The 22,203-nt window shown below is 73.9% G+C and carries 18 protein-coding genes; 4 read left to right on the forward strand and 14 right to left on the reverse strand.

The annotated features are described in order from the left end of the window. Nucleotides 1-2: 2 nt before the first annotated feature. The 3 genes from AB7F12_RS02890 to AB7F12_RS02900 all read right to left on the reverse strand — a co-directional run bounded on the left by AB7F12_RS02890 (nucleotide 3) and on the right by AB7F12_RS02900 (nucleotide 3,554). Nucleotides 3-1,076: a phosphotransferase family protein gene (locus tag AB7F12_RS02890; protein WP_428496598.1), complete on the reverse strand. Its 1,074-nt coding sequence runs from the start codon at nucleotides 1,074-1,076 to the stop codon at nucleotides 3-5. Continuing rightward, a complete protein-coding gene (locus tag AB7F12_RS02895) occupies nucleotides 1,073-2,362 on the reverse strand; it encodes an acyl-CoA dehydrogenase family protein (RefSeq protein WP_428496599.1) in 1,290 nt (429 codons plus the stop codon). Before AB7F12_RS02895 ends, AB7F12_RS02890 begins: the two co-directional genes overlap by 4 nt. A 100-nt stretch (nucleotides 2,363-2,462) precedes the next feature. Further along, on the reverse strand, nucleotides 2,463-3,554 hold the full coding sequence (locus AB7F12_RS02900) for a response regulator receiver protein (protein WP_428496600.1): 1,092 nt from the start codon (nucleotides 3,552-3,554) through the stop codon (nucleotides 2,463-2,465). A gap of 148 nt (nucleotides 3,555-3,702) precedes the next feature. On the opposite strand from AB7F12_RS02900, the gene AB7F12_RS02905 reads away from it, so the two are divergent. Further along, nucleotides 3,703-4,908, forward strand: coding sequence for a tyrosine-type recombinase/integrase (locus AB7F12_RS02905; RefSeq protein ID WP_428496601.1), 1,206 nt, complete (start codon nucleotides 3,703-3,705; stop codon nucleotides 4,906-4,908). Between the two features lie 30 nt (nucleotides 4,909-4,938). Here AB7F12_RS02905 and AB7F12_RS02910 read toward each other — a convergent pair whose 3' ends face one another. The 7 genes from AB7F12_RS02910 to AB7F12_RS02940 form a co-directional block, all read right to left on the reverse strand. After that, nucleotides 4,939-5,973, reverse strand: a complete 1,035-nt coding sequence (locus AB7F12_RS02910; protein WP_428496602.1) for a ferrochelatase — start codon at nucleotides 5,971-5,973, stop codon at nucleotides 4,939-4,941. A 7-nt stretch (nucleotides 5,974-5,980) separates the two neighbouring features. Beyond that, nucleotides 5,981-6,757 carry an enoyl-ACP reductase FabI gene (gene fabI, locus AB7F12_RS02915; protein ID WP_428496603.1) on the reverse strand — a complete coding sequence of 259 codons (777 nt, stop codon included), beginning with the start codon at nucleotides 6,755-6,757 and terminating at the stop codon, nucleotides 5,981-5,983. 33 nt (nucleotides 6,758-6,790) lie between these two features. Beyond that, entirely contained in the window at nucleotides 6,791-7,501 is a 711-nt protein-coding gene (gene fabG / locus AB7F12_RS02920) for a 3-oxoacyl-ACP reductase FabG (protein ID WP_428496604.1), read from the reverse strand. A 44-nt stretch (nucleotides 7,502-7,545) separates the two neighbouring features. Next, nucleotides 7,546-8,529 (reverse strand): VWA domain-containing protein, encoded by a 984-nt coding sequence (locus AB7F12_RS02925; RefSeq protein ID WP_428496605.1) that lies wholly within the window; start codon nucleotides 8,527-8,529, stop codon nucleotides 7,546-7,548. Beyond that, nucleotides 8,526-9,422, reverse strand: a complete 897-nt coding sequence (locus AB7F12_RS02930; protein WP_428496680.1) for a DUF58 domain-containing protein — start codon at nucleotides 9,420-9,422, stop codon at nucleotides 8,526-8,528. Before AB7F12_RS02930 ends, AB7F12_RS02925 begins: the two co-directional genes overlap by 4 nt. An 89-nt stretch (nucleotides 9,423-9,511) precedes the next feature. Further along, nucleotides 9,512-10,492, reverse strand: a complete 981-nt coding sequence (locus AB7F12_RS02935; RefSeq protein WP_428496681.1) for an AAA family ATPase — start codon at nucleotides 10,490-10,492, stop codon at nucleotides 9,512-9,514. Nucleotides 10,493-10,680: 188 nt separating this feature from the next. After that, nucleotides 10,681-11,994 carry an NlpC/P60 family protein gene (locus tag AB7F12_RS02940; protein WP_428496606.1) on the reverse strand — a complete coding sequence of 438 codons (1,314 nt, stop codon included), beginning with the start codon at nucleotides 11,992-11,994 and terminating at the stop codon, nucleotides 10,681-10,683. A 281-nt stretch (nucleotides 11,995-12,275) separates the two neighbouring features. Between AB7F12_RS02940 and AB7F12_RS02945 the strand changes: the two genes are divergently transcribed. Together AB7F12_RS02945 and acnA are read left to right on the forward strand one after the other, a co-directional pair. Next, nucleotides 12,276-13,835, forward strand: a complete 1,560-nt coding sequence (locus tag AB7F12_RS02945) for a flagellar basal body protein FliL (RefSeq protein ID WP_428496607.1) — start codon at nucleotides 12,276-12,278, stop codon at nucleotides 13,833-13,835. 218 nt (nucleotides 13,836-14,053) lie between these two features. Next, nucleotides 14,054-16,852: an aconitate hydratase AcnA gene (gene acnA / locus AB7F12_RS02950; protein ID WP_428496608.1), complete on the forward strand. Its 2,799-nt coding sequence runs from the start codon at nucleotides 14,054-14,056 to the stop codon at nucleotides 16,850-16,852. A gap of 311 nt (nucleotides 16,853-17,163) precedes the next feature. Here acnA and AB7F12_RS02955 read toward each other — a convergent pair whose 3' ends face one another. After that, entirely contained in the window at nucleotides 17,164-18,108 is a 945-nt protein-coding gene (locus AB7F12_RS02955) for a helix-turn-helix transcriptional regulator (RefSeq protein ID WP_428496609.1), read from the reverse strand. A gap of 112 nt (nucleotides 18,109-18,220) precedes the next feature. Here AB7F12_RS02955 and AB7F12_RS02960 point away from each other — a divergent pair, with 112 nt between their 5' ends. Next, entirely contained in the window at nucleotides 18,221-19,654 is a 1,434-nt protein-coding gene (locus AB7F12_RS02960) for an amidase (protein WP_428496610.1), read from the forward strand. Nucleotides 19,655-19,886: 232 nt separating this feature from the next. Here the strand turns inward: AB7F12_RS02960 and AB7F12_RS02965 are convergent, their stop codons facing one another. Genes AB7F12_RS02965 through egtC form a run of 3 tightly spaced genes read right to left on the reverse strand, consistent with a single transcriptional unit; the run spans nucleotide 19,887 to nucleotide 22,200 of the window. Next, a complete protein-coding gene (locus AB7F12_RS02965; RefSeq protein ID WP_428496611.1) occupies nucleotides 19,887-20,348 on the reverse strand; it encodes a cupin domain-containing protein in 462 nt (153 codons plus the stop codon). Between the two features lie 59 nt (nucleotides 20,349-20,407). Beyond that, complete coding sequence (gene egtD / locus AB7F12_RS02970) at nucleotides 20,408-21,379, reverse strand: L-histidine N(alpha)-methyltransferase (protein ID WP_428496612.1); 972 nt, start codon at nucleotides 21,377-21,379, stop codon at nucleotides 20,408-20,410. Further along, nucleotides 21,376-22,200, reverse strand: coding sequence for an ergothioneine biosynthesis protein EgtC (egtC, locus tag AB7F12_RS02975; RefSeq protein ID WP_428496613.1), 825 nt, complete (start codon nucleotides 22,198-22,200; stop codon nucleotides 21,376-21,378). Before egtC ends, egtD begins: the two co-directional genes overlap by 4 nt. Nucleotides 22,201-22,203: the final 3 nt, after the last annotated feature.

The raw sequence follows: 22,203 nt of genomic DNA on the forward strand, positions 1-22,203 counted from the left end.
GGTCAGCGGCGCCCGGCGGCGAGCCCGGCACACGCCATCGCCTCGTCGAGCAGCGCGGGCACGTCGTGCTCGAGCGCGGCGGCGTAGGGCGTGTCGAGTGCCCCCGCCCGGAACTGCGCGTAGGCGCCCTCGACGATCGCGGCGAGCTTGTAGAGCGCCAGCACCCGGTAGTAGGCCAGGTCGCCGACGGGCCGCCCCACGGCCGACTCGTAGCGCTCCAGCAGGTGCTCGCGCGGCGGCGCACCCGGTAGCCGCGACACCCCCTGCACCGCGGGCATCGCGACCGCCGCGCCCGGGCGCTCGCCCCAGAACGCGAGGAGCAGCCCCACGTCCAGCAGCGGGTCGCCGACGGTCGCGAGCTCCCAGTCGATCACCGCTCGCAACCGCGGGGTGTCCGCGTCGAACAGGCAGTTGTCCAGGTGGAAGTCCCCGTGCAGGAACCCGGTCGGCGCCGGGCCGGGGAGCCGGTCGGTCAGCCACCGGGCCAACGGCGCCATCGCCGGCAACGGCCGGCACGCGACCTGCTCCCAGTGCGCGTACCACCGGCCCGGCTGGCGGCCCAGGAACCCGTCGGGCCTGCCGAACCCCGCCGGCCCGACCGCGGCGGGGTCGAGACGGTGCAGGGCGGCGAGGGCGTCGACGAGGTCGTCGGCGGCGCGGGTCAGCGCGCCCGGGTCGCCCGCCCAGCCCGGCGGGACGGTGTCGGTGACCGACAGCGCGTCGGCGACGTGCTCCATGACCAGGAACGGGGCGCCCGCGACGGCCGGGTCCTCGCACAGCGCGATCGGGCGTGGGACCGGCACCGCGGTCGGGTACAGGGCCGTGAGCAGGCCGAACTCGCGCGCGACCCCGTGCGCCGACGACGACAGCGCCGCCCGTGGCGGGCGGCGCAGGACGTGGCGACGCCCGTCGCCGCCACGCAGCAGGTGCGTCTCGTTGGAGTTCCCGCCGGCCAGCGGCGCGCTGCGCCACGGGCCGTGCGGGCCGACGTGGCGGTCCAGCCACCGCGCCAGCGGCGCCGCGACGTCGGTCTCCCGCCCGCCGGGCGCCGCGGGGCCGCCCACCGCGTCGCTCACTGGACGGCCTCGGCGTCGAAACGCTCGCGGAAGGCCTCCAGCGCCGCGGCCCGCCGCGTCGGGATGTGCTCGGTCGGCGGCATCGTCGGCCGGTAGTCGCGCAGCAGCCGGCGTGCCACCGTCACCCGGTGCACCTCGTCGGGGCCGTCGTAGATGCGCGCCGCGCGGGCCCACCGGTACATCTGCTCGAGCGGCATGTCGGTGGAGAAGCCCAGCGAGCCGTGGACCTGGACGGCGCGGTCGATGACGTCGTGCAGCACGGTCGCCCCGAAGTACTTGATCATGGCGATCTCCGTGCGCGCCGCCGACGCGCCGACCTGGTCGATCGTCCACGCGGCCTTGAGGGTGAGCAGCCGGGCGGCCTCGATCGCGGCGGCGCTGTCGGCGACCCAGTTCTGCACGGTCTGCTTGTCGGCCAGCGGACCGCCGTGGACCTCGACGCTGACCGCGCGTTCGCACAGCATGTCGAAGGCCCGCCGGCACACCCCGATCCAGCGCATGCAGTGGTGGATGCGTCCGGGTCCCAGCCGCTTCTGGGCCAGCGTGAACGCCTCGCCGCGCCCGCCCAGCAGGTTCGCCGCCGGCACCCGGACGTCGTGGTAGCCGACCTCGGCGTGCGACCACACCGGCATGTCGTGGTTCGGGTCGTTCATCAGGCCGAGCTCGCGGACCTCGATGCCCGGCACCGTCGTCGGCACGATGATCATCGACATCCGGTGGTACGGGTCGGCGTCGGGGTCGGTCACGGCCATGACGATGTGGAAGTCGCTGCGCCCGGCGTTGCCGACGCACCACTTGCGGCCCTCGATCACCCACTCCCCGGACTCCGCACCGCCCTCCAGCCGTGCCGACGTCGTGAGCTGGCGCGGGTCGGACCCGGTGCCCTGCTCGGTCATCGCGAACGCGCTGAGCAGCTCACCGTCGAGCAGCGGACGCATCCACCGCTCGCGCTGCGCGGCCGTGCCGGCGACCGCGATCAGCTCGGCGTTGCCGGAGTCGGGGGCCTGGCAGCCGAACACGAACGGCGCCAGCTCGCTGGCCCCCAGTACCTCGTGCAGCAGGCCCAGCTTGAGCTGTCCGTAGCCCTGCCCGCCGAGCTCGGGGTCCAGGTGCGCCGCCCACAACCCGTTGGCCTTGACCTGTTCCTGCAGTGGCGCGGCGACGCGGCGGAACCCCTCGTGGTCGAGGTCGAGCACCTCCAGCGGGTAGATCTCGTCACGGACGAACCCCCGGGCCCACGCCAGTTTGTCCTCGAACCCGGGATCCGTGGAGAAGTCCCACGCCATCGATGTCCCCTTCCGTCGTCACGGGCCGGGCGGCCCCCGCGGCGACGGTAAGGACGGGGCAGCGGCCGGGGCGACGGCCCGACGCACCGGCGGTTGGAGGTCACTCCAAAGCCCCGGCCGCCCCGCGGTCACCGGCCAGGGTCGCGACGAGCAGCGCGCGCAGGTCGTCGGGCAGCGCGCGCTCGCGGGCCAGGGCGAGCTCACCGCGCAGCTCGTCGCGTTCGCGCCGCAGCGCATCCCGCTCGGCGCGCACCGGCCCGGAGTCCTCGTGCGCGGCCCGCATCGCGTCGAGCTCGCGGCGGGCGGCGTCCCGTTCGGCGCGCAGCCGGGCCGCCTCCGCGGCGGCGCCGGCGGCCGCCGCGGTGCGCGCGTCCCGCTCCCGGGCCAGCTCGGCGGCGGCCTCCTCCGCCGCCCCGGCCGCGGAGGCGGCCTCACCGCGGGCGGTCGCGACGGCGTCGCGGGCCTCCTCGCGCTGCCTGCGCAGGGCCTGGACCTCGGCCTGCCACTCGCCGGCGCGGCGGGCGGCGGCGTCACGTTCGCCCTCGGCCCGTTCGGCGCGGACGGCCAGCTCGCGGGCCTGGCGCTCGGCGTCGGCGCGGGCGCGGTCGGCCGCCGCGGTGGCGGCCTCGGCCGCGGTCCGGGCTGCCGTGGCCTCGTCGGCGCGCTGGCGGGCGGCCCCGAGCTCCTCGGTGGCCTCGATCGCCTGCCGGGCCGCGGCCGCGGCGCGGGTGACGGCGTCGGCGCGCTCCCGGTCGGCCTGCTCGGCCTGGTCGTGGCTGCGGCGGGCGGCCTGTTCGGCCTCGTCGCGGGCCTGTTCGGCGGCGGCGCGGGCCGTCGCGGCGGCGGCGGTCTCGCGCTGGGCGTTCTCGACGGCTGCGACGGCGTGCGCCTCGACCTCGTCGAGGCGGGCGCCGACGGCGGCGAGCGCATCGGTCAGCGCGGTCACCGGGCCCTGCAGGGCCGCGAGGTGCTCGCGCAGCCGGTCGGCGTCGAGGGCGAACCCGGTGCCGGAGGCGTCCAGGCCGAGCGCCCCGAGGGCCTCCCGTTCGGCGCGGGCCATCTGCGCGCAGGTGCGCCCACCGTCCCAGCGGGTGTCGCGGCAGAACGAGCGCGGCCGCCCGCCACGTGCGCCGGGCGGCTCCAGCTCGGCCCGGCATCGGCTGTACCCGCATCTGACCTGCGTGTCGATCACCGACCGACCCTATCCGTTCGGAGGTTTCAAACCTTGTAACCAGTTCGGTGTTTCGGAAAACTGTTGCTACGACCAACGAAACCATCATTTTGTTGGTACACCGGCGTGGCGACCGTCCGCGGACAGGGACGGACCCCACGATGGGCCCGTGATCGACGACCCCCTGCTGGTGCTCGAAGCGCGCGCCACGACACCCGGCCGCGCCGTCGCGGAGCGGGCCGGCGAGGAATGGCCCGGGGTCGCCGACCCCGACGCCCTGCGGGCGCAGCTGCTCGACTGGTTCGCCCAGTACGCCAACGCCGGCACCCGCCGCACCTACGCCTACGCCCTGGGGCTGCCCATCGCCTGGGTCGACGCCCTGGGAGCCGCCCCGCGCCCCGCGCCGTCGACGCGGACACCGCCGGCCGCAGCCCCCGGCCCGCTGCACGCGCTGGCCTGGTTCCGCTGGTGCGCCACCCGCGACCTCGACCCCCGACAGGCGACGTCCGCGCACGTCAAGGCCTGGCTGCACGCCCTGTCGGCGGCAGGGGCCGCCCGCCGGACACGGCAGCGGATGCTCGCGACCCTCTCCGCGCTCTACGGGCACCTGGCCGAGACCGGTGCCGTCACCGCCAACCCCGCCGCCATCGACCGGCGACGGCTGGGACTCGTCGTCAGCACACGGGAGCCGTCGCCGACGATCCGGCTGACCGCGGAACAGGTCGCCGCCCTGCTCGACGCGTCGACGACGCTGCGCCACTCCCCCGCGACCCGGGCGCTCTACGCGACGCGGGCCCGCGCCGTGGTCGCGCTGCTGACCCTTGGGCTACGGATCTCCGAGCTCACCGGTCTCGACCGCGACGACCTGGTCCGCACCGGCGGCGACCAGGTCCTACGGATACACGGCAAGGGAGGGGTGCGCCGGGAGGTCTACGTGACCGACCTCGTCCGGGAAGCCCTGTCGGATTATCTGGCCGAGCGGGACCGGACCGGCGCGACCGCGACCCCGGCCCGCCGCGGGACGACGAGAGCCACCGCGCAACCGCTCGTCGCGACCCGCGACGGACACCGCTGCTCCCGCGTCGACCTCTACCGGCTGCTGCGCCGCATCGCCGCCGCCGCCGGCCCCGAACTGGCCGACGTCGCCGACCACATCCACCCCCACGCCCTGCGGCACGCCTACGTGACGATCGCGCTCGAACAGGACGCCCGCATCCAGCACGTACGCGCGGACGTCGGCCACGCCTCGATCACGACGACCGAGCACTACGACCGCGGCATGCGCACCCGCGACACCACGGCGGCCGACCTCGTCGCCGCCGCCATCGCCGCCGCCGGCCGGCGGGCGACCACGGACGGCTGTGAGCAACGATGACCGCCGCGACGACCATCGCCGCTCACACGCTCAGCGACGCGGGCGCGGGCGCGGGACGCAGCAGTCCACCGCGCACGGTGCCCCGTTGACGGTGCACCCCGCCCGCGCGACGGTGCCCGACCCGCGGGCGGCGACGCCGTCGGTGTGCTCGGCCATCAGCTCGACGACCATGTCCGCGAAACGGGGATCCGGCCCCGCCGTCGCCGCCCGGGCGAACCCCAGCCCGAGGCCGACGGCGAGCTCCCGCAGCTCCTCGTCGAGATCCCAGACGACCTCGACGTGGTCGGAGACGAACCCGATGGGCGCCAGGACGACCGCGGGCACCCCGGCCTCGGCGAGGGCCTCGACCGTGGGCTCGGGCTCCGGGGTCAGCCACGGCACCTGCGGCGGCCCGGAACGCGACTGCCACACCAGGTCGTAGCCGTCGAGACCCAGCTCGGCGGCGACGAGGCGGGCCGCCTCGGCGACCTGGCGGGAGTAGCGGTGGTTGCCCTCGGCGGGGACCCCGTCGGTCTCGTCGGCGGCGACGGGGATCGAGTGCGCGGTGAACACGACGCGGGCGCCGTCCCGGACATCGGCCGGGAGCGACTCGCGGGCGGCGCGCACGGCGTCGGCGTTGGCGCCGATGAACGCGGGATGGTCGTAGAAGTGGCGCAGCTTGACCAGCTCGGGCGCGCCGTCCCCGGCGGCGGCGCGGCCGCGGGCGATGTCCTCGTGGTACTGGCGGCAGGCCGAGTAGCCGCCGTAGGCGCTGGTCGCGAAGACGAGGGCCCGGCGGACACCGTCGCGGGTCATCTCCGCGACGGTGTCCTCGACCAAGGGGTGCCAGTTGCGGTTGCCGAAGTACACCGGCAGGTCGGTGCGGGTGCGGATCGCGTCGATCAGCTCGCGGTTGCGGGCGTTGATCGGCGAGACCCCACCGAAGGGCTTGTAGTGCTCCTCGACCTCGTCGAGCCGTTCGGGCGGCACGTTGCGCCCGCGCACGACGTTCTCGAGGAAGGGGCGCACCTCGTCGAGGCCCTCGGGGCCACCGAACGAGAGCACCAGCAGTGCGTCGACATCCACCCGCCCATCACACCCCGATGGCGTGGAACCCGCCGTCCGCCATCACCATCGAGCCGGTGGTGACGGGCAGCCAGTCGGACAACATGGCGCACACGGTCTTCGCGACGGGCGTCGGGTCGTTGACGTCCCACCCCAGCGGGGCACGCCCGTCCCACGCGTCCTCGAACGCGGCGAAGCCGGGGATCGACTTCGCCGCCATCGTCCGGACCGGGCCGGCGGCACACAGGTTGACCCGGATCCCCTTGGGGCCCAGGTCCCGCGCCAGGTAGCGGGTGACGGACTCGAGCGTCGACTTCGCGACGCCCATCCAGTCGTAGGCGGGCCACGCCTGGCGGTTGTCGAAGTCCATCCCGACGATCGAGCTGCCCGGACCGAGCAGCGGCAGCAGCGCCGTCGACAGCGACTTGAACGAGTACGCGCTGACCTGGATGGTCGTCGCGACGTCCTCCCACGGCGCGTTCAGGAACGCACCCTCGCCCAGGCACGTGGCGGGAGCGAACCCGATGGAGTGCAGCACGCCGTCGAGACCCGGCTCGTCGCCCAGGTGCGGGCTGACCCGCTCCACGAGCGAGTCGAGCTGCGCCTGGTCGGACACGTCGAGCTCGACGACCGGCGCGGCCTCGGGCAGCCGCTGCGCGATGCGCTCGACCAGTCGCATCCGGCCGAAGCCCGTCAACACGACCCGGGCGCCCTGTTCCTGGGCGATCTTGGCCGCGTGGAACGCCAGCGAGGCGTCGGTGATCACACCGGTGACCAGCAGGCGCTTACCGTCGAGCAGTCCCATGAGGACCCTTTCTGGAGGAGAGGAAGGGGGAGGTCAGTGGCCCATGCCGAGGCCGCCGTCGACCGGGATCACGGCCCCGGTGACGTAGCCGGCGTGCTCCGAGCCCAGCCAGGTCACCGCGGACGCGACCTCCTCGACGGCGGCGTAGCGGCCGAGCGGGACCTGGGCGACGATCTCGGCCCGGCGGGCATCGGGCAGCGCACGGGTCATGTCGGTGTCGACGAACCCGGGCGCCACGACGTTGGCGGTGATGCCGCGCGAGCCCAGCTCACGCGCCACGGACCGGGCGAGGCCGACGAGCCCGGCCTTGGAGGCGGCGTAGTTGACCTGGCCGGCCGAACCCAGCAGCCCGACCACCGACGACACGAAGATCATGCGGCCGCCCTTGGCACGCAACATGCCCCGCGACGCCCGCTTCGCGACGCGGTACGCCGCGGTCAGGTTCGCGTCGACGACGCGGGTGAACGAGTCCTCGCTCATCCGCATCAGCAGGCCGTCGTCGGTGATGCCCGCGTTGGACACCAGGACGGCCACGTTGCCGTGCTTCTCCTCGACCTCGGTGAACGCCCGGTCGACCGCCTCGGCGTCGGTGACGTCGCACTGCACGGGCAGCAGGTCGTCGGGCAGGCCGTCGGCGCTGCTGCGGTACGTCACCGCCACCTGGTCGCCCTGGGCGGCGAACGCTTTCGCGATCGCGAGCCCGATCCCGCGGTTTCCTCCGGTCACCAGCACGCTTCGTCCCACGTACGGAGAACCTAGTGCACCGGGGTCGGCACCCGGACCGCCCGTCAGGGCAGCCTGCGGCCCATCGCGATGCCCGCGCCGAGCCCCAGGACCAGCAGCAGCGCGCCACCCATCAGCCAGGGCCGGCTGGTGTCGACGCGGCGCGTCTCGTAGCCGATCTGCTCACCCAGCTCCGAGTACACCTGCCGCAGCTCGGCCTCCGACGCCGCGGTGAAGAACTGCCCACCCGACAGGGCCGCGATCTCCTGCATCGACGCGTCGTCGACCGCGACGCGGGTCCGGCCACCCTCGATGTCGATCGTGCCGTACTCGGTGCCGAAGGAGATCGTCGACACGGGGATCTCGGCCGCCGCCGCCTGGCGGGCCGCGGTGAACGAGCCGCGGGGCTCGTTCTCGCCGTCGGGCCCGGGAACGGTCTGCTTCCCGTCGCTCATCAGCACGATCCGCGCCGGTGGCGGGCCCTCCGCGCCGGACGCGGCCACCGTGCGGGAGAACGAGTCGATCGACTGCAACGCCGCGAAGATGGCCTCGCCGGTCGCCGTGGACTCCGACAGCTTGAGCCCGTCGACGGCCTGGCTGACCGCGGTGCGGTCGGTCGTCGGCGACACCAGCACCGCGGCGGTGCCGGAGAACGACACCAGCCCCAGGTTGATGCCCGGGGTGAGCTGGTCGGCGAACGACTTGGCCGCCGCCTGCGCCGCCGCGAGCCGGTTGGGGGCGACGTCGGTGGCCTGCATCGACAGCGACACGTCGATCACCAGGACGACGGTGGCCCGGTTGCGGGCCACCCGGGCGTCGGCCTGCGGCCCGGCGACGGCGATCACCAGCACGGTCAGCGCGAGGATCATCGCCGCCGCCGGGAGGTGCCGGTACCAGCCGGGACGCTTCGGGGCGACGCTGTCGAGCAGCTCCAGGTTGGTGAACTTGACGACGTCGCGCCGCCGCCGGCGCAGCAGCCAGACGTATCCCGCGACGAGCGCGGCGACCACGAGCAGGCCCAGCAGCCACCACGGGTGTGCGAACGTCACCGGCCGCCTCCGGACCAGGCGCGCTTGCGGGCCAGCACGAACCGCACGATGTCGGCGATCCAGTCGGAGTCGGTACGCAGCGTGAGCTGGGCGGCGCCGCAGCGGCGCAGCGTGGTGGCGACCCGGTCGCGGTGGGCGCCCGCGGCCGCGGCGAACTCACGGCGCAACAGCGGTGTCACCTGCACCTCGCGCTGGCGGCCCGTCTCGGGGTCGGCGAGGACGACGGTGCCCGCGTCGGGCAGGTCGAGCTCGCTCGGGTCGAGCACCTCGATCGCGAGCAGGTCGTGACGCGCCGACAGGCCGCGCAGCGCGCGTTCCCACGTCGGCTCGCCCAGGAAGTCGGAGACGACGACGGCCAGCCCACGCCGGCGCGGCGGGCGGCGCAGCTGCTCCAGCGCCTCGGCCAGGTCGCCGCGGGTGCCCTCGGGGGCGCGGGGCAGCTCCGCGGCCCGCCGGACCAGCCCGCGGGCGTGCGCGGTACCGCCGCGGGCGGGGATGCGGGCGGTCTGCTCCCCCGTCGCGATGATCGCGCCGATGCGGTTGCCGCCCCCGCGGGTCAGGTGCGCGATCGCCGCCAGTGCGGCGACGGCCAGGTCGCGCTTCTCGCACGCCGCGGTACCCAGGTCGAGGCTCGCCGAGAGGTCCAGCACCACCCAGGTCTCCAGCTCGCGGTCGGCGACCGTCTCGCGGATGTGGGCCTCGGTGGTGCGGGCGGTGACGGCCCAGTCCATGCGGCGCACGTCGTCGCCCGGCTGGTAGACCCGCGCCTCGCCCAGCTCGCTGCCCGGCCCCGGGACGAGCCCGAGGTGGTTGCCCTGCAGCAGCCCGTCGAGCCGGCCGCGGACCGTCAGTTCGAGGTTGCGCAGCGCGGCCTCCAGCCGCCCGTCGCGCAACGACGGCGGCGCCGTGGCCCGCCGGCGGGCACCGGGCGCGGCGGACGCCGGACGGACGGGCGGCGCCGCACCGTTCGCGGCGTCGGGACTCACGTCGCGGCGCCGGCCGGGCTGTACTGCGGCCGAGCGCTGACCTGCGGCAACGGCACCGTCTGCAGTACCCGCGACACGATGTGGTCGACGGGGACCTGGTCGGCCACCGCGTCGTAGGACAGCACGAGGCGGTGGCGCAGCACGTCGGGGGCCACGTCGAGGACGTCCTGGGGCAGCACGTAGTCGCGGCCCCGCAGCAGGGCGAGCGCACGGGCGGCGGCCACGATGCCGAGCGTCGCGCGCGGCGACGCCCCGTAGGCCACCCAGCCCGCGACGTCGGACAGACCGTGCTCGGCGGGCGTGCGGGTGGCCACCACGAGCCGGACCACGTAGTCGACCAGGGCGTGGTGGACGAACACCCGCGACGCCGCGCCCTGCAACCGGATCAGGACCGTCGGGTCGATCACCCGGTTCGCGACGGGCGGCTCCGCGCCCATCCGGTAGACGATCTCCCGCTCCTCCTCGACCCCGGGGTAGTCGACGACGATCTTGAACAGGAAGCGGTCGCGCTGCGCCTCGGGCAGCGGGTACACACCCTCGTTCTCGATGGGGTTCTGGGTGGCCAGCACCAGGAACGGGTCGGGCATCGAGAACGTGCGCCCGCCGATGGACACGTGTCGCTCGGCCATGACCTCGAGCATCGCCGACTGCACCTTGGCGGGTGCGCGGTTGATCTCGTCGGCCAGCACGAAGTTGGCGACGACCGGACCGAGCTCGACGTCGAACTCCTCCCGGCCCTGCCGGTAGATGCGGGTACCGAGGATGTCGGCGGGCACCAGGTCCGGGGTGAACTGCAGGCGGGCGAACGAGCCGCCGACGACCTTCGCCACCGTCTCCACCGCCAGCGTCTTCGCGACGCCGGGGACACCCTCGATGAGCAGGTGCCCCTTGGCCAGCAACCCGACGAGCATGCGCTCGACGAGCTGGTCCTGCCCGACGATGACCCGCTTGATCTCGAACACGACGCGCTCGATCAGCTCGGCGTCGCGCGCGGGCGTCGCGGGGCTCTCGTCGGTGGCCGCGGGAGGGGTGGCCGCGGGAGGGGTCCCGGGGCTCGTGGCCGGGGTCGACGCCGGCGGGCCGGGGGGTACGGACTCGGGCACGCTCACGTCGCCCATCCAACCGCCTGCACCGTGTGACGACGGTGAGCCCTCCCCGGTCGGGGTCAGAGCATCCTCGCGACGGTCGGCAGCAGCCCCGCGTAGCGCACCGGGCTCACCCGCACCCGCGCGCCCGAGTAGGGCGCCTCGACCATCTTGCCGTTCCCGATGTAGAGCGCGATGTGGTAGACGCGGCCGTTGCGCGCCCAGGCCAGCATGTCGCCGGGGCGCATCTGCGACAACGGGACCTGCTTGCCGGCCGCGTGCTGGTTGCCGCTGTAGCGCGGCAACCGGATCCCCACTCCGGCGAAGGCGTAGAGCATCAGACCGGAGCAGTCGAAACCGATCTTCTTGTAGTCGCCGTTGGCGTCGGCCACGCCACCGTCGCGGATGCCGAGGCTGGGACCCCGGGCCGTGCCACCACCCCAGGCGTAGATGACGCCGAGCTGCGACATCGCCCGGTCGATGACGGTCTGCACCGACCCGCCGGTGCGCGGCGCCGACGGCGGCGGGGCGGTGCCGGCGCGGGCCGCCGCGGCCTGCTGCTCGGCGCGCTGGCGGGCCGCCTCGGCCTCGGCCTGCTGACGCTGCCAGGTGTCGAAGCGCTGCCGCTGGGCCCGCAGCCCGGCGTCGGCGTTCTCGGCGGCGTCGAGCCGGCGCTGCACGTCGGCCTGCTCGGCCGTGACCTCCTGCAGGCGCTGGGCCTGCGCGGCCGCGGCCTGCCGGGCCTGCGCGAGTGCGGCGTCGGCGGCCTGCTTCGCGGCGGCGGCGGCCGCCGCCTGCCGGTCGGCCTCCTCCTGCGCGGCACGGGCGGTGGAGTCGGCGTTGGCCTTCTCGGCGCGGGCGCGCTGCAGCGAGTCCAGCGCCGAGGTCTGCTGCTGGGTGATCGCCTCGGTGAGCTGGGCGCGGTCGACGAAGTCCTCCGGACCGCTCGACGACGTCAGCAACCCGAGCGGCCCCAGATCGAGACCGCCTTGGTACGTGGACGCGACGAAGTCGTCCAGCCGGGCGCGGGCGGCGTCGATCGAGGCACCCGCGGCCTCGGTCTCCGACCGGGCCTGCCGGGCGCGCTGTGCGGCGGCCTCGGCGGCCGACTGTGCGGAGTCGAACGTGTCCTGCGCGGCGTTGGCCGACTCGTGCTGCTCCGCGACCTGGATCTGGAGGTCGTCGGCCTGGGCCTGCAGGTCGGCGAGTCGTCCGGTGAGCTGGGCGACCTCTGCCGACCGGCCGGCGACGGCGTCGCGGCTGTTCTGCAGGTCCTGGTTGCTGGGGTTCGGCGGTGGCGGTGGGGACGGCTGCGCGAACGCCGCCGGCGTCCCCGCGGTGAACGCGAGGGCGGCCGACAACACCACCACCAGCACCGCGCGCCCGACCCGCACGACCCCTCCTCATCCGGCCGCGTTGATCACCGACGAGGCCGAGGGGACTGTGCCATTCGAGCGACGCGTTCCCAACTGTCACACGCTTCTCCGTGTGAACTTCCACCACATGGCGTAACGGATACTGTCCGTCCGGTGCGGGGGAGGTAGCACCCCCCGGGGCCGATTCCAGACGTAGTGCTGACCCCATTCCGCGCGACGGAGGGGGCCGGGACCATTCGACCCGACGATTTCGGCGCGGCCGCATCCGGCGGCCCGAGCGAGCAGGACCGAGGGGACTCATGACCGACGATCAGGGCCGTGGAGCGATGCCCCCCGGGCAGCCGTGGCCGCAGGGTGGGCAGCCGGGCTGGGGGGCCCAGCCCGGGGGCCAGCAGTGGCCGCCCCCACCGGCGCAGGCATGGGACCAGCAGAACGCCTACCCCCAGCAGGGTGGGTACCCCCCGCAGGGCGGATATCCGCAGCAGGGCGGCTACCCCCAGCAGCCCCAGCAGGGTGGCTGGCAGGGCGGCCCGCAGACCGCGCCGTACCCCGGCGGCTACCCGGGCGCCCCGGCGCCGGCCGGGCAGTGGGGCCACGACGGCCCCGGCGCCCCTCCCCCGCCGCCCGCGTTCGGTCCCCCGCCCGGCCCGCCGCCGCAGCCGCCCAAGCGCAAGCGCTGGCCGATCATCACCGCGCTCATCGCGGTCGTCGTCGTCGCGGCCGGTGTGATCGTCGGCTTCACGGTGTTCGGCAACCGTGGCGCCGGCACCCCCCACGACGCGGTCACCCTGCTCGCGCAGGACCTCGCCACCGACGACTACCTGGGTGCGGTGAAGACGCTCCACCCCGCGGAGCTGTCGCTGGCCACGGACATGAACCAGGTCCTGGGCGACCAGCTCAAGCGGCTCGACATCCTCAAGCCCGACGCCGACACCACGTCCTCGCTCGGCACCGTCGAGTTCAAGGACCTGAAGTTCGACGAGGGCGCCCAGGAGAAGGTGCGCGACAACGTCGTCATCAACAAGCTCGTGTCGGGCACGATCACGCTGAACCAGGACCCGGCGAAGATCCCGTTCACCGACGACTTCAAGAACCGCGTCTTCAAGGACGGCGTCCCCGGCGCGCAGACGAACACGATCGACATCGCCGAGGAGGTCCGCAAGAACGGCGAGCCGATCCGCATCGCGACCGTCCAGGTCGACGGCAAGTGGTACGTGAGCCTCTTCTACACGGTGGCCGACTACGCGCTGCAGCAGGAGAAGAAGCCCTGGCCGGCGACGTCGATCGCCGCCCGCGGCGGGTCGAGCGCCGAGGACGCCCTCAAGCAGACCGTGCAGGCGCTGATGGACCAGAACGCGCGCCGGCTCGTGGAGCTGGCCCCGCCGACCGAGCTCGCCGTCGTCCACGACGCCGGACAGGCGATCATCGACGCCGCGGGCCGCGGCGCCCCCTCGGGCCTGCAGGTGCAGTCGCTGGAGACCGAGTCGAGCACCGTCCGCGGTATGACGGCGCTGCAGCTCAAGAAGCTCGTCATCAGTGAGGGCAGCGGCCAGCAGATCACGGTCACCCGCGACAGCGACTGCCTGACCGTCGAGGTCCAGGGCTCGTCGCAGAAGTTCTGCAGCGCGGACCTGCTGCAGCAGTTCGGCGGGTCGTCCACGACCAGCCTCCCGGCGTCGGTGCAGCGGGTGCTGCCCAAGCTGGTCACGGCGGTGCTGAACGTGAAGGTGCTCACGGTCGAGGAGGGCGGTTCCTGGTACGTCAGCCCGTCCCAGACGATGATCCAGGCCTACGGCGACATCCTCGGCGTGCTCGACGCGCAGGACGTCAAGGACCTGCTGGCGCTCGCCGGCAACTGAGCCGACGGACACTCCGTCCCCTCGCCGGGGCGGCCGCTCCGACCGACGACGGGGCACGGGTGCACACTGCCCGTGCCCCGTCGTCGTGTGCCGGGGGTGGCCCCGCTCGACCTCTATGTAGGACGGGCGTACTGTTTGAGACAGAGGGGTCCGCCCGCACCGTGGACGGGTCCGAGACGCGCCGAACCGCGCCCACCACGCCAGGAGGTAGAGCCATCGTGGCCAGCACCGACAGCTTCGGAGCCAAGGCAACGCTCGACGTCGGCGAGAACAGTTACGAGATCTTCCGGCTCTCGGCCGTCGAGGGCGCGGAGAAGCTCCCGTACAGCCTCAAGGTGCTGCTCGAGAACCTCCTGCGCACCGAGGACGGGACGAACGTCACCGCCGACCACATCCGCGCCATCGCCGGGTGGGACCCGGCCGCCGACCCCGACACCGAGATCCAGTTCACCCCCGCCCGCGTGATCATGCAGGACTTCACCGGGGTCCCCTGCGTCGTCGACCTCGCGACCATGCGCGAAGCCGTCACCGAGATGGGCGGCGACCCCGCCAAGGTCAACCCGCTCGCCCCCGCCGAGCTCGTCATCGACCACTCGGTCATGATCGACTTCTTCGGCACCTCCGACGCCTTCGAGAAGAACATCGAGTTCGAGTACGGCCGCAACCAGGAGCGCTACCAGTTCCTGCGCTGGGGCCAGGGCGCCTTCGACGAGTTCAAGGTCGTCCCCCCGGGCACCGGCATCGTCCACCAGGTCAACATCGAGCACCTCGCCCGCACCGTCATGGCGCGCGGCGGTCAGGCCTACCCCGACACCCTGGTCGGCACCGACTCCCACACCACCATGGTCAACGGCCTCGGCGTGCTGGGCTGGGGCGTCGGCGGCATCGAGGCCGAGGCCGCGATGCTCGGCCAGCCCGTGTCGATGCTCATCCCGAAGGTGCTGGGCTTCAAGCTCTCCGGCGAGATCCCGGCCGGCGTCACTGCCACCGACGTCGTCCTCACGATCACCGAGATGCTGCGCAGGCAGGGCGTCGTCGGCAAGTTCGTCGAGTTCTACGGCGCCGGCGTCTCCGCCGTCCCGCTGGCCAACCGCGCCACCATCGGCAACATGAGCCCCGAGTTCGGCTCCACCGCCGCGATCTTCCCGATCGACGACGAGACCGTCCGCTACCTGAAGCTCACCGGCCGCTCCGCCGAGCAGATCGCGCTCGTCGAGGCCTACGCCAAGGAGCAGGGCCTCTGGCTCGACCCGGCCGCCGAGCCGACGTTCTCCGAGACCCTCGAGCTCGACCTGTCGACCGTCGTCCCCTCGATCTCCGGCCCGAAGCGCCCGCAGGACCGCATCGAGCTCGCCGGGGCCAAGGCCGCGTTCCGCACGGCCGTCTGCGACTACACCGACGACGCCGTCGCCGAGGAGCTCACCGGCGTCGACGAGGCCGGCGCCGAGTCCTTCCCCGCCAGCGACGCACCCGCCGTCAGCACCGACGCGCCCGCACCGGTCGTCTTCTCCGCCGCCGACGGCTGCGGCGGGCGCCCGTCGAAGCCGACCACCGTGAAGTCCGCGAGCCGCGGCGAGTTCGTGCTCGACCACGGCGCCGTCGTCATCGCCTCGATCACCAGCTGCACGAACACCTCGAACCCCAGCGTCATGCTGGGCGCGGCACTGCTGGCCAAGAACGCCGTCGAGAAGGGTCTCACGGTCAAGCCGTGGGTCAAGACCTCGATGGCCCCCGGCTCCCAGGTCGTCACCGACTACTACGAGAAGGCCGGTCTCTGGCCCTACCTCGACAAGCTCGGCTACAACCTCGTCGGCTACGGCTGCACCACCTGCATCGGCAACTCGGGCCCGCTGCCCGAGGAGGTCTCCGCCGCGGTCAACGAGGCCGACCTGTCCGTCGTGTCCGTGCTGTCGGGCAACCGCAACTTCGAGGGCCGGATCAACCCCGACGTCAAGATGAACTACCTGGCGTCCCCGCCCCTGGTCGTCGCCTACGCCCTGGCCGGGACGATGGACTTCGACTTCGAGACCCAGCCGCTGGGCGTCGACGGCAACGGCGACGAGGTGTTCCTCCGCGACATCTGGCCCTCGACCGAGGACGTCAACGCGGTGATGGACAGCGCCATCGACGAGAAGATGTTCGCCAAGAGCTACGCCGACGTCTTCCGCGGCGACGAGCGCTGGCGCTCGCTGCCCACACCCGAGGGCCGCACCTTCGACTGGGACCCGAACTCCACCTACGTGCGCAAGCCCCCGTACTTCGAGGGCATGCAGCCCGAGCCGTCCCCGGTGCAGGACATCGCCGGGGCCCGGGTGCTGGCGCTGCTGGGCGACTCGGTCACCACCGACCACATCTCCCCCGCCGGTTCGATCAAGCCGGGCACCCCGGCCGCCACCTACCTCGACGAGCACGGCGTCGACAAGAAGGACTACAACTCCTTCGGCTCGCGCCGCGGCAACCACGAGGTGATGATCCGCGGCACGTTCGCGAACATCCGGCTCCGCAACCAGCTGCTCGACGACGTGTCGGGCGGGTACACCCGCGACTTCACCGTCGACGGCGCGCCGCAGGCGTTCATCTACGACGCCGCGCAGAACTACGCGGCCGCCGGAACCCCGCTGGTCGTGCTGGGCGGCAAGGAGTACGGCTCCGGCTCCTCGCGCGACTGGGCGGCCAAGGGCACCGCTCTCCTGGGCGTCAAGGCGGTCATCGTCGAGTCGTTCGAGCGCATCCACCGCTCGAACCTCATCGGTATGGGCGTCATCCCGCTGCAGTTCCCGGCGGGTGAGACGGCCTCGTCGCTCGGCCTCGACGGCACCGAGACCTTCGACGTCTCCGGTATCGAGGAGCTCAACGCCGGCACCACCCCGCGCACGGTGCACGTGACCGCGACCCGGTCGTCCGGCGAGAAGGTGGAGTTCGACGCGGTCGTGCGCATCGACACCCCCGGCGAGGCGGACTACTACCGCAACGGCGGCATCCTGCAGTACGTGCTGCGCGGCATGCTCCGCGGCTGATCCCGGCACCTCCTGACGGGGGCGGTTCCCTCCCCGGGGGCCGCCCCCGTTGTCGTGGCCGTCCTTCTCGTCGTGCTCGACGCGCCCAGCGGGCATGATCGTTTTCGGTGCGTCAATGAATCGTTTACATCAGAGCAGAGCCTCCCGGAAGGACCTGACCGTGCGGGACCCCGCTGTCCGGGCGGTGGTCGACGGCCGCCGGGCTGCCGCCCCTTCGCTGCGTGGTGGCCGGGGTGTCGTCGACTCCCTCCGGCCGCGACATAGGCCACCCGTCCACGCGTGGTGTCAATGAGTCGTTTACAGATGGAGCGTCAGGCGAGCAGCCCCCACGACGCCGCCCGCGCCGCAGCCGCCGCGCGGGTCCGGCAGCCCGTCTTCGCCAGCACGTGCTCGACGTGCGTGCCCACGGTCCGCGCCCCCACGCCCAGCACCGCGGCGATCCCCGCGTTGCTTGCTCCCCCGGCCACAGCGGCCAGCACCTGCAGCTCCCGGACCGTCAGCCCGGCAGGCGCCGGCACCTCCCGGTGCAGGACCACGACACCCCTCGCCGTCGGGTACGCCTCGATCTCATGGACCCCGTCGCCGTGCACCAGCAGCCGGCGGACCGGCCCGCCCACACCCATGACCTCCCCGAGAAGGGGCGACGGCGGCGCCAGCAGCTCGGGACGCGGACCCGCTGACAGCGACACGACACGCCCTCCCGGCGCCACCAGGAAACCCTCCGTGACCCCGTCACCGAGCCGGGCGGTGACCGGCACCGGCGGCGGAACGGGATCGAGCGCGGCGCCCAGGTCCGGGCCCAGGAGCGCGAGCAACGCGACCGTGTCGTCGTCGGGATGGCGGGAGTCGAGGGTGCTCGCGTTCAGCATCCCCACGTAGCGGCCGTCGCCGGCGAACAGGCACTGCGTCACACCGTCGCGGAAGCCGTTGGGCAGGATGACGAGCTCGAAGATGTCGCCACGACGACGCTGCACCGGCAGGTCCCGCACCCTCGTCGGGGTGCCGGTGCGCCGGACCAGACCGAACAGCGGGTCGGTGTGCATGTCGTCGTCGAGGAAACCGGTCAGCACCGCCGGGTAGGTCGACGCGAGCGCCCGGTGCCGGCCCAGCACCGGGTCCCACACCGACAACGCCAGACAGTCCGACGGCACCACCGCCCGCAGCCCCTCCGCCACGGCCAGGGCGGAGCCGACGGTGCGGCTGCCGTTGCGCCGCAGGAACGACCGGAGGTCCTGGGCCGCAGCCAGCGCGGTCATGCCCCGGAACGCTACCCGCGCACGCGCATCCGTCAATCGACCGATCCCCGGCGCCGCGGCCCTCCCTAGCGTTCCCCGCCGACGGAGCACGCCGACGCCGACGGAGGACCCCATGGAGCTCAGCGAGTACGCCGACCTGGACGCGACCGCGCTCGCCGACCTGATCCGCAGCGGTCAGGTCCACCCCGACGAGGTGGCCCGGACCGCGGTCGCCGCGCTCGACGCCGTGCAGCCGGCGCTCAACGGCCTCGTGGCCGGCCCCTTCGAGCAGCCCCTCGACCACGCCGCCGACGGCCCGTTCGCCGGGGTGCCGTTCGCCCTCAAGGACCTCATCGCCCACGCCGCCGGAGTGCCGACCCGCTCGGGCACCCGCCTGCTCGGCGCCGGCGTGCCGATGCCGGAGGACACCCTCCTGATGGCGCGGTTCCGCCGCGCCGGCCTCGCGACCCTCGGCCTCACCGCGACCCCGGAGCTCGGCTTCAACGCCAACACCGAGGCCGTCGCGACCGGCTCGGTGCGCAACCCGTGGGACCTCGACCGCAGCCCCGGAGGGTCCAGCGGCGGGTCGGCCGCGCTCGTCGCGGCCCGGGCGCTGCCCGTCGCCCACGGCAACGACGGCGGCGGCTCCATCCGAATCCCCGCAGCCGCGTGCGGCCTCGTCGGGCTCAAGCCCAGCCAGGGCCGCGTCTCCCCCGGACCCGACTACGCCGACCCGCTCCTCGGGCTGGGCATCGAGTTCGCCCTCACCCGGACCGTGCGCGACTGCGCGGGCCTGCTCGACGCCGTCCACGGCCACGAACCCGGCGACCGCTACCTGCTGCCCGACCCGGCACGGCCCTACGCCGACGAGGTCGGTGCCGGCAGCAGGACACTGCGGATCGCCCTGCACACCGCGCCGTTCACCGGCAACGGGCCGGTCGACCCGCGGTGCGTCGCGGCCGTGGAGTCCGTCGGGCGCACCCTCGAAGGGCTGGGCCACGTCGTGGAGCCCGCGGCCCCGCCGGTCGACGCCGCCGCGTTCGACGACGCCAACCTGGTCGCCTGGTGCTCGTTCCTCGCCGACGGCGTCGACACCGTGTGCGCCGCCCTCGGCATCGAGCCGGGCCCCGACAGCCTGGAGGCGACCGTCCGCGCCTGCGCCGAGCTCGGCCGGACCATGTCCGCCGCCGACATCTACGCGGCCGAGCGGGCGTTCAACACGGTCCGCCGCTCGGTCGCGGCGTTCCACCAGACCTGGGACCTCGTCCTCACCCCGACGATGAACGTGCCCAACACCGCCGCCGGCTACCTCGACGCCGACGACCCGTCCCTGGACGCCCGGGGCTGGTACGACCGCATCTTCGCCACCGCCGGCTTCACCGCGCTGTCGAACGTCACCGGCAACCCGGCTATCAGCCTCCCCCTGGGCACCACCGAGGAGGGCTGGCCGATCGGGGTGCAGCTCATCGCCCCGTACGCCGACGAGTCGACGCTGATCGCGATCGCCGCCGACCTGGAACAGGCCCTCCCCTGGGCCGACCGCCGGCCCCCGGTCGTGGCGGGCTGACCGGGCGCGTGGCGGGGTCCGGGCCTCGCCACGCGGCCGCGTCGTGTCAATGATTCGGTGTCAGCAGAGGGGTCCGACACCGGGCCGGCCGGACGGCTCGCCGTGATGGCCTACCGCCGGCTGGGCCCGTCGACGAGCGGGCAGGCCCGGGAAACCTCATGCCGCCGCACGACCGACGGCCTCGACCTGATCGTGAGGACGGTCGGGTCCCGGTGAGACCCGGCCGGGCCGGTCACGGCGCCGGGTGGCCCGGGTCGACCCATGGCACGTGCTGGGGCTCCGGGACACCCTCGATGTCGAGGTTCACGACGATCGGCTCCTGCCCGCTGCGGGTCAGGACGCACTCCAGCGGCTCGTCGTCGAGAGCGTTGATCTCCTGGTGCGGCACGAACGGGGGCACGAAGATGAACGAGCCCGGGCCGCCCTCCGCGGTGAACTCCAGCTCCTGCCCCCAGCGCATCCGCGCCACCCCGCGCACGACGTAGATCACGCTCTCCAGCTCACCGTGGTGGTGTGCCCCGGTCCGCGCTCCGGGGTGGATCGTCACCGTGCCCGCCCACAACCGCTGGGACCCGGTGCGGCCGTGGGTGATCGCGGCCGCCCGGTGCATGCCGGGGGTCTGCGGGGTGTTGGTGTCGAGCGCGTCGGCGGGGACGACGCGCACGCCTGCGCTGCGCCAGTCGGGGGCGGTCATGTCGCGACCCTAACCACGGGCCCCGACCGGTGCAGCCGGCGCGCGCGACAGCCCCACCGTCACACCGCTGTCGCGAGGCTCAGCCCGAAGCGCTCGTCGGGGTCGGCCCACCAGCGGGTCAGCTCGAACCCGGCGCCCGCGTACATCTCCCGCACCCCGTTGCGGTGGAACTTCGCCGACACCTCGGTACGCAGCTCCTCCCCCGCCGCGAACCCGACGACGAGGTCGAGCGCGCGGACGTGCACGGTCATCGCCCGGGTCGCGCGCAGCCGCATCTCGATCCACTCGTTCTCGGCGTCCCACAGTGCGACGTGGGCGAAGTCGTCGGGTACGAAGTCGGCGTCGAGCTCGCGGTTGAGCACGTGCAGGACGTTGCGGTTGAACTCCGCGGTGACGCCGGCCGCGTCGTCGTAGGCGGGCACGACGACCTCGGGTGCGACGACGAGCCCGGTGCCCAGCAGCAGCTGCTCCCCCGGGTCGAGGACCGACCGGACGTGGGCGAGGAACGCGGCCCGCTCGGCGGGCAGCAGGTTGCCGATGGTGCCGCCGAGGAACGCGATCATGCGCCGGCCGCCGCGGGGCAGCCGCTCCAGGTCGCGGGTGAAGTCGCCGACGACGCCGCGCAGCTCCAGGTCGGGGTACTCGCCGGCGAGCGCGTCGAGGGCGCCGCGCAGGGCGGCCTCGCTGACGTCCTGGGGCACGTAGCTGCGCAGGGTGCCCGCGCGGGTGAAGGCGTCGAGCAGCAGCCGTGTCTTCGCCGACGACCCCGACCCGAGCTCGACGATCGTGTCGGCTCCGGAGGCGGTGGCGATGTCGTCGACGCTGTCGGCGAGCAGGGCACGTTCGGTGCGGGTCGGGTAGTACTCGGGCAGCTCGGTGATCTTCTCGAACAGCTCGCTGCCGCGGGCGTCGTAGAACCACTTGGGCGGCAACACCTTGGGCTCGGCCGTCAGCCCGGCCGCGGCGTCGGCGCGCAGGGCGGCGGCGGCGTCGGCCTCGGTGAGGTGGACGTCGAGCACGGCGAGACTCATCGAATTCCCATCCGATCACCGGCGGCGGCGTGGTCGCTGCCGTCGCCGTTGTCGCGGCTCACGGTCGTGAGCGCGTCGAGCTTGTACCGGCCGGGTGTGGCGTGCAGGAGGTGCCGGTCGGGCACCGGTTCCCAGCCGGGGTGGTCGTCGAAGGGTTCGGACACGACGGTGACGGCGGCTCCCGCGCCGCGGTCGGGGCACGTCCGGACCGACAGCGCGTGGTCCCAGGCGGTGGCCCAGATCGCGGTGCCGTCGGTGAGCAGCAGGTTCAGCCTCGACCCCGGTGCGGCCGCGGCGACGCCCGCGACGACGGCGGCGAGCGCCGCGCCGGGGTCCTCCCCGGCGCGCAACCGGTGCCGGACCAGCGCCCACAGGGTCGCGGAGTCGGTCGGGGCGTCGAGGGTGAGCAGGTCGGTGACGGGCAGCCGGGCGGCGGGCGCGGCGACCGATCCCGGCCAGCCGCGGACGACGCCGTTGTGGCTGAACAGCCACCGCCCTTCGGTGAACGGCGCGGCGGCGGTGGTGACCACGGGCATGCCGGCGGTCGCCGACCGGACCGCCGCGAGCACCGCGTGCGACGTGGTGGCCGGGGCGATCGAGGCGAACGAGGTGTCCGACCACATCGGCCGGTCGCTGCGGTAGCGGACCGGTTCGGCCCCGGACGCCGGGTACCAGCCGGCGCCGAAGCCGTCGGCGTTGACGGTGCCGCCACCGCGCATGTCGGCCGGCGCCCACGACTGCCGCAGCAGTGCGTGGGCCGGCTCGGTGAGCAGGGCGGACAGCGTCGTCGGCGGGCCGAGGTGTGCGAGATGGCGGCACACGCC

Source organism: Pseudonocardia sp., from assembly GCF_050250275.1.
GTDB lineage: Bacteria > Actinomycetota > Actinomycetes > Mycobacteriales > Pseudonocardiaceae > Pseudonocardia.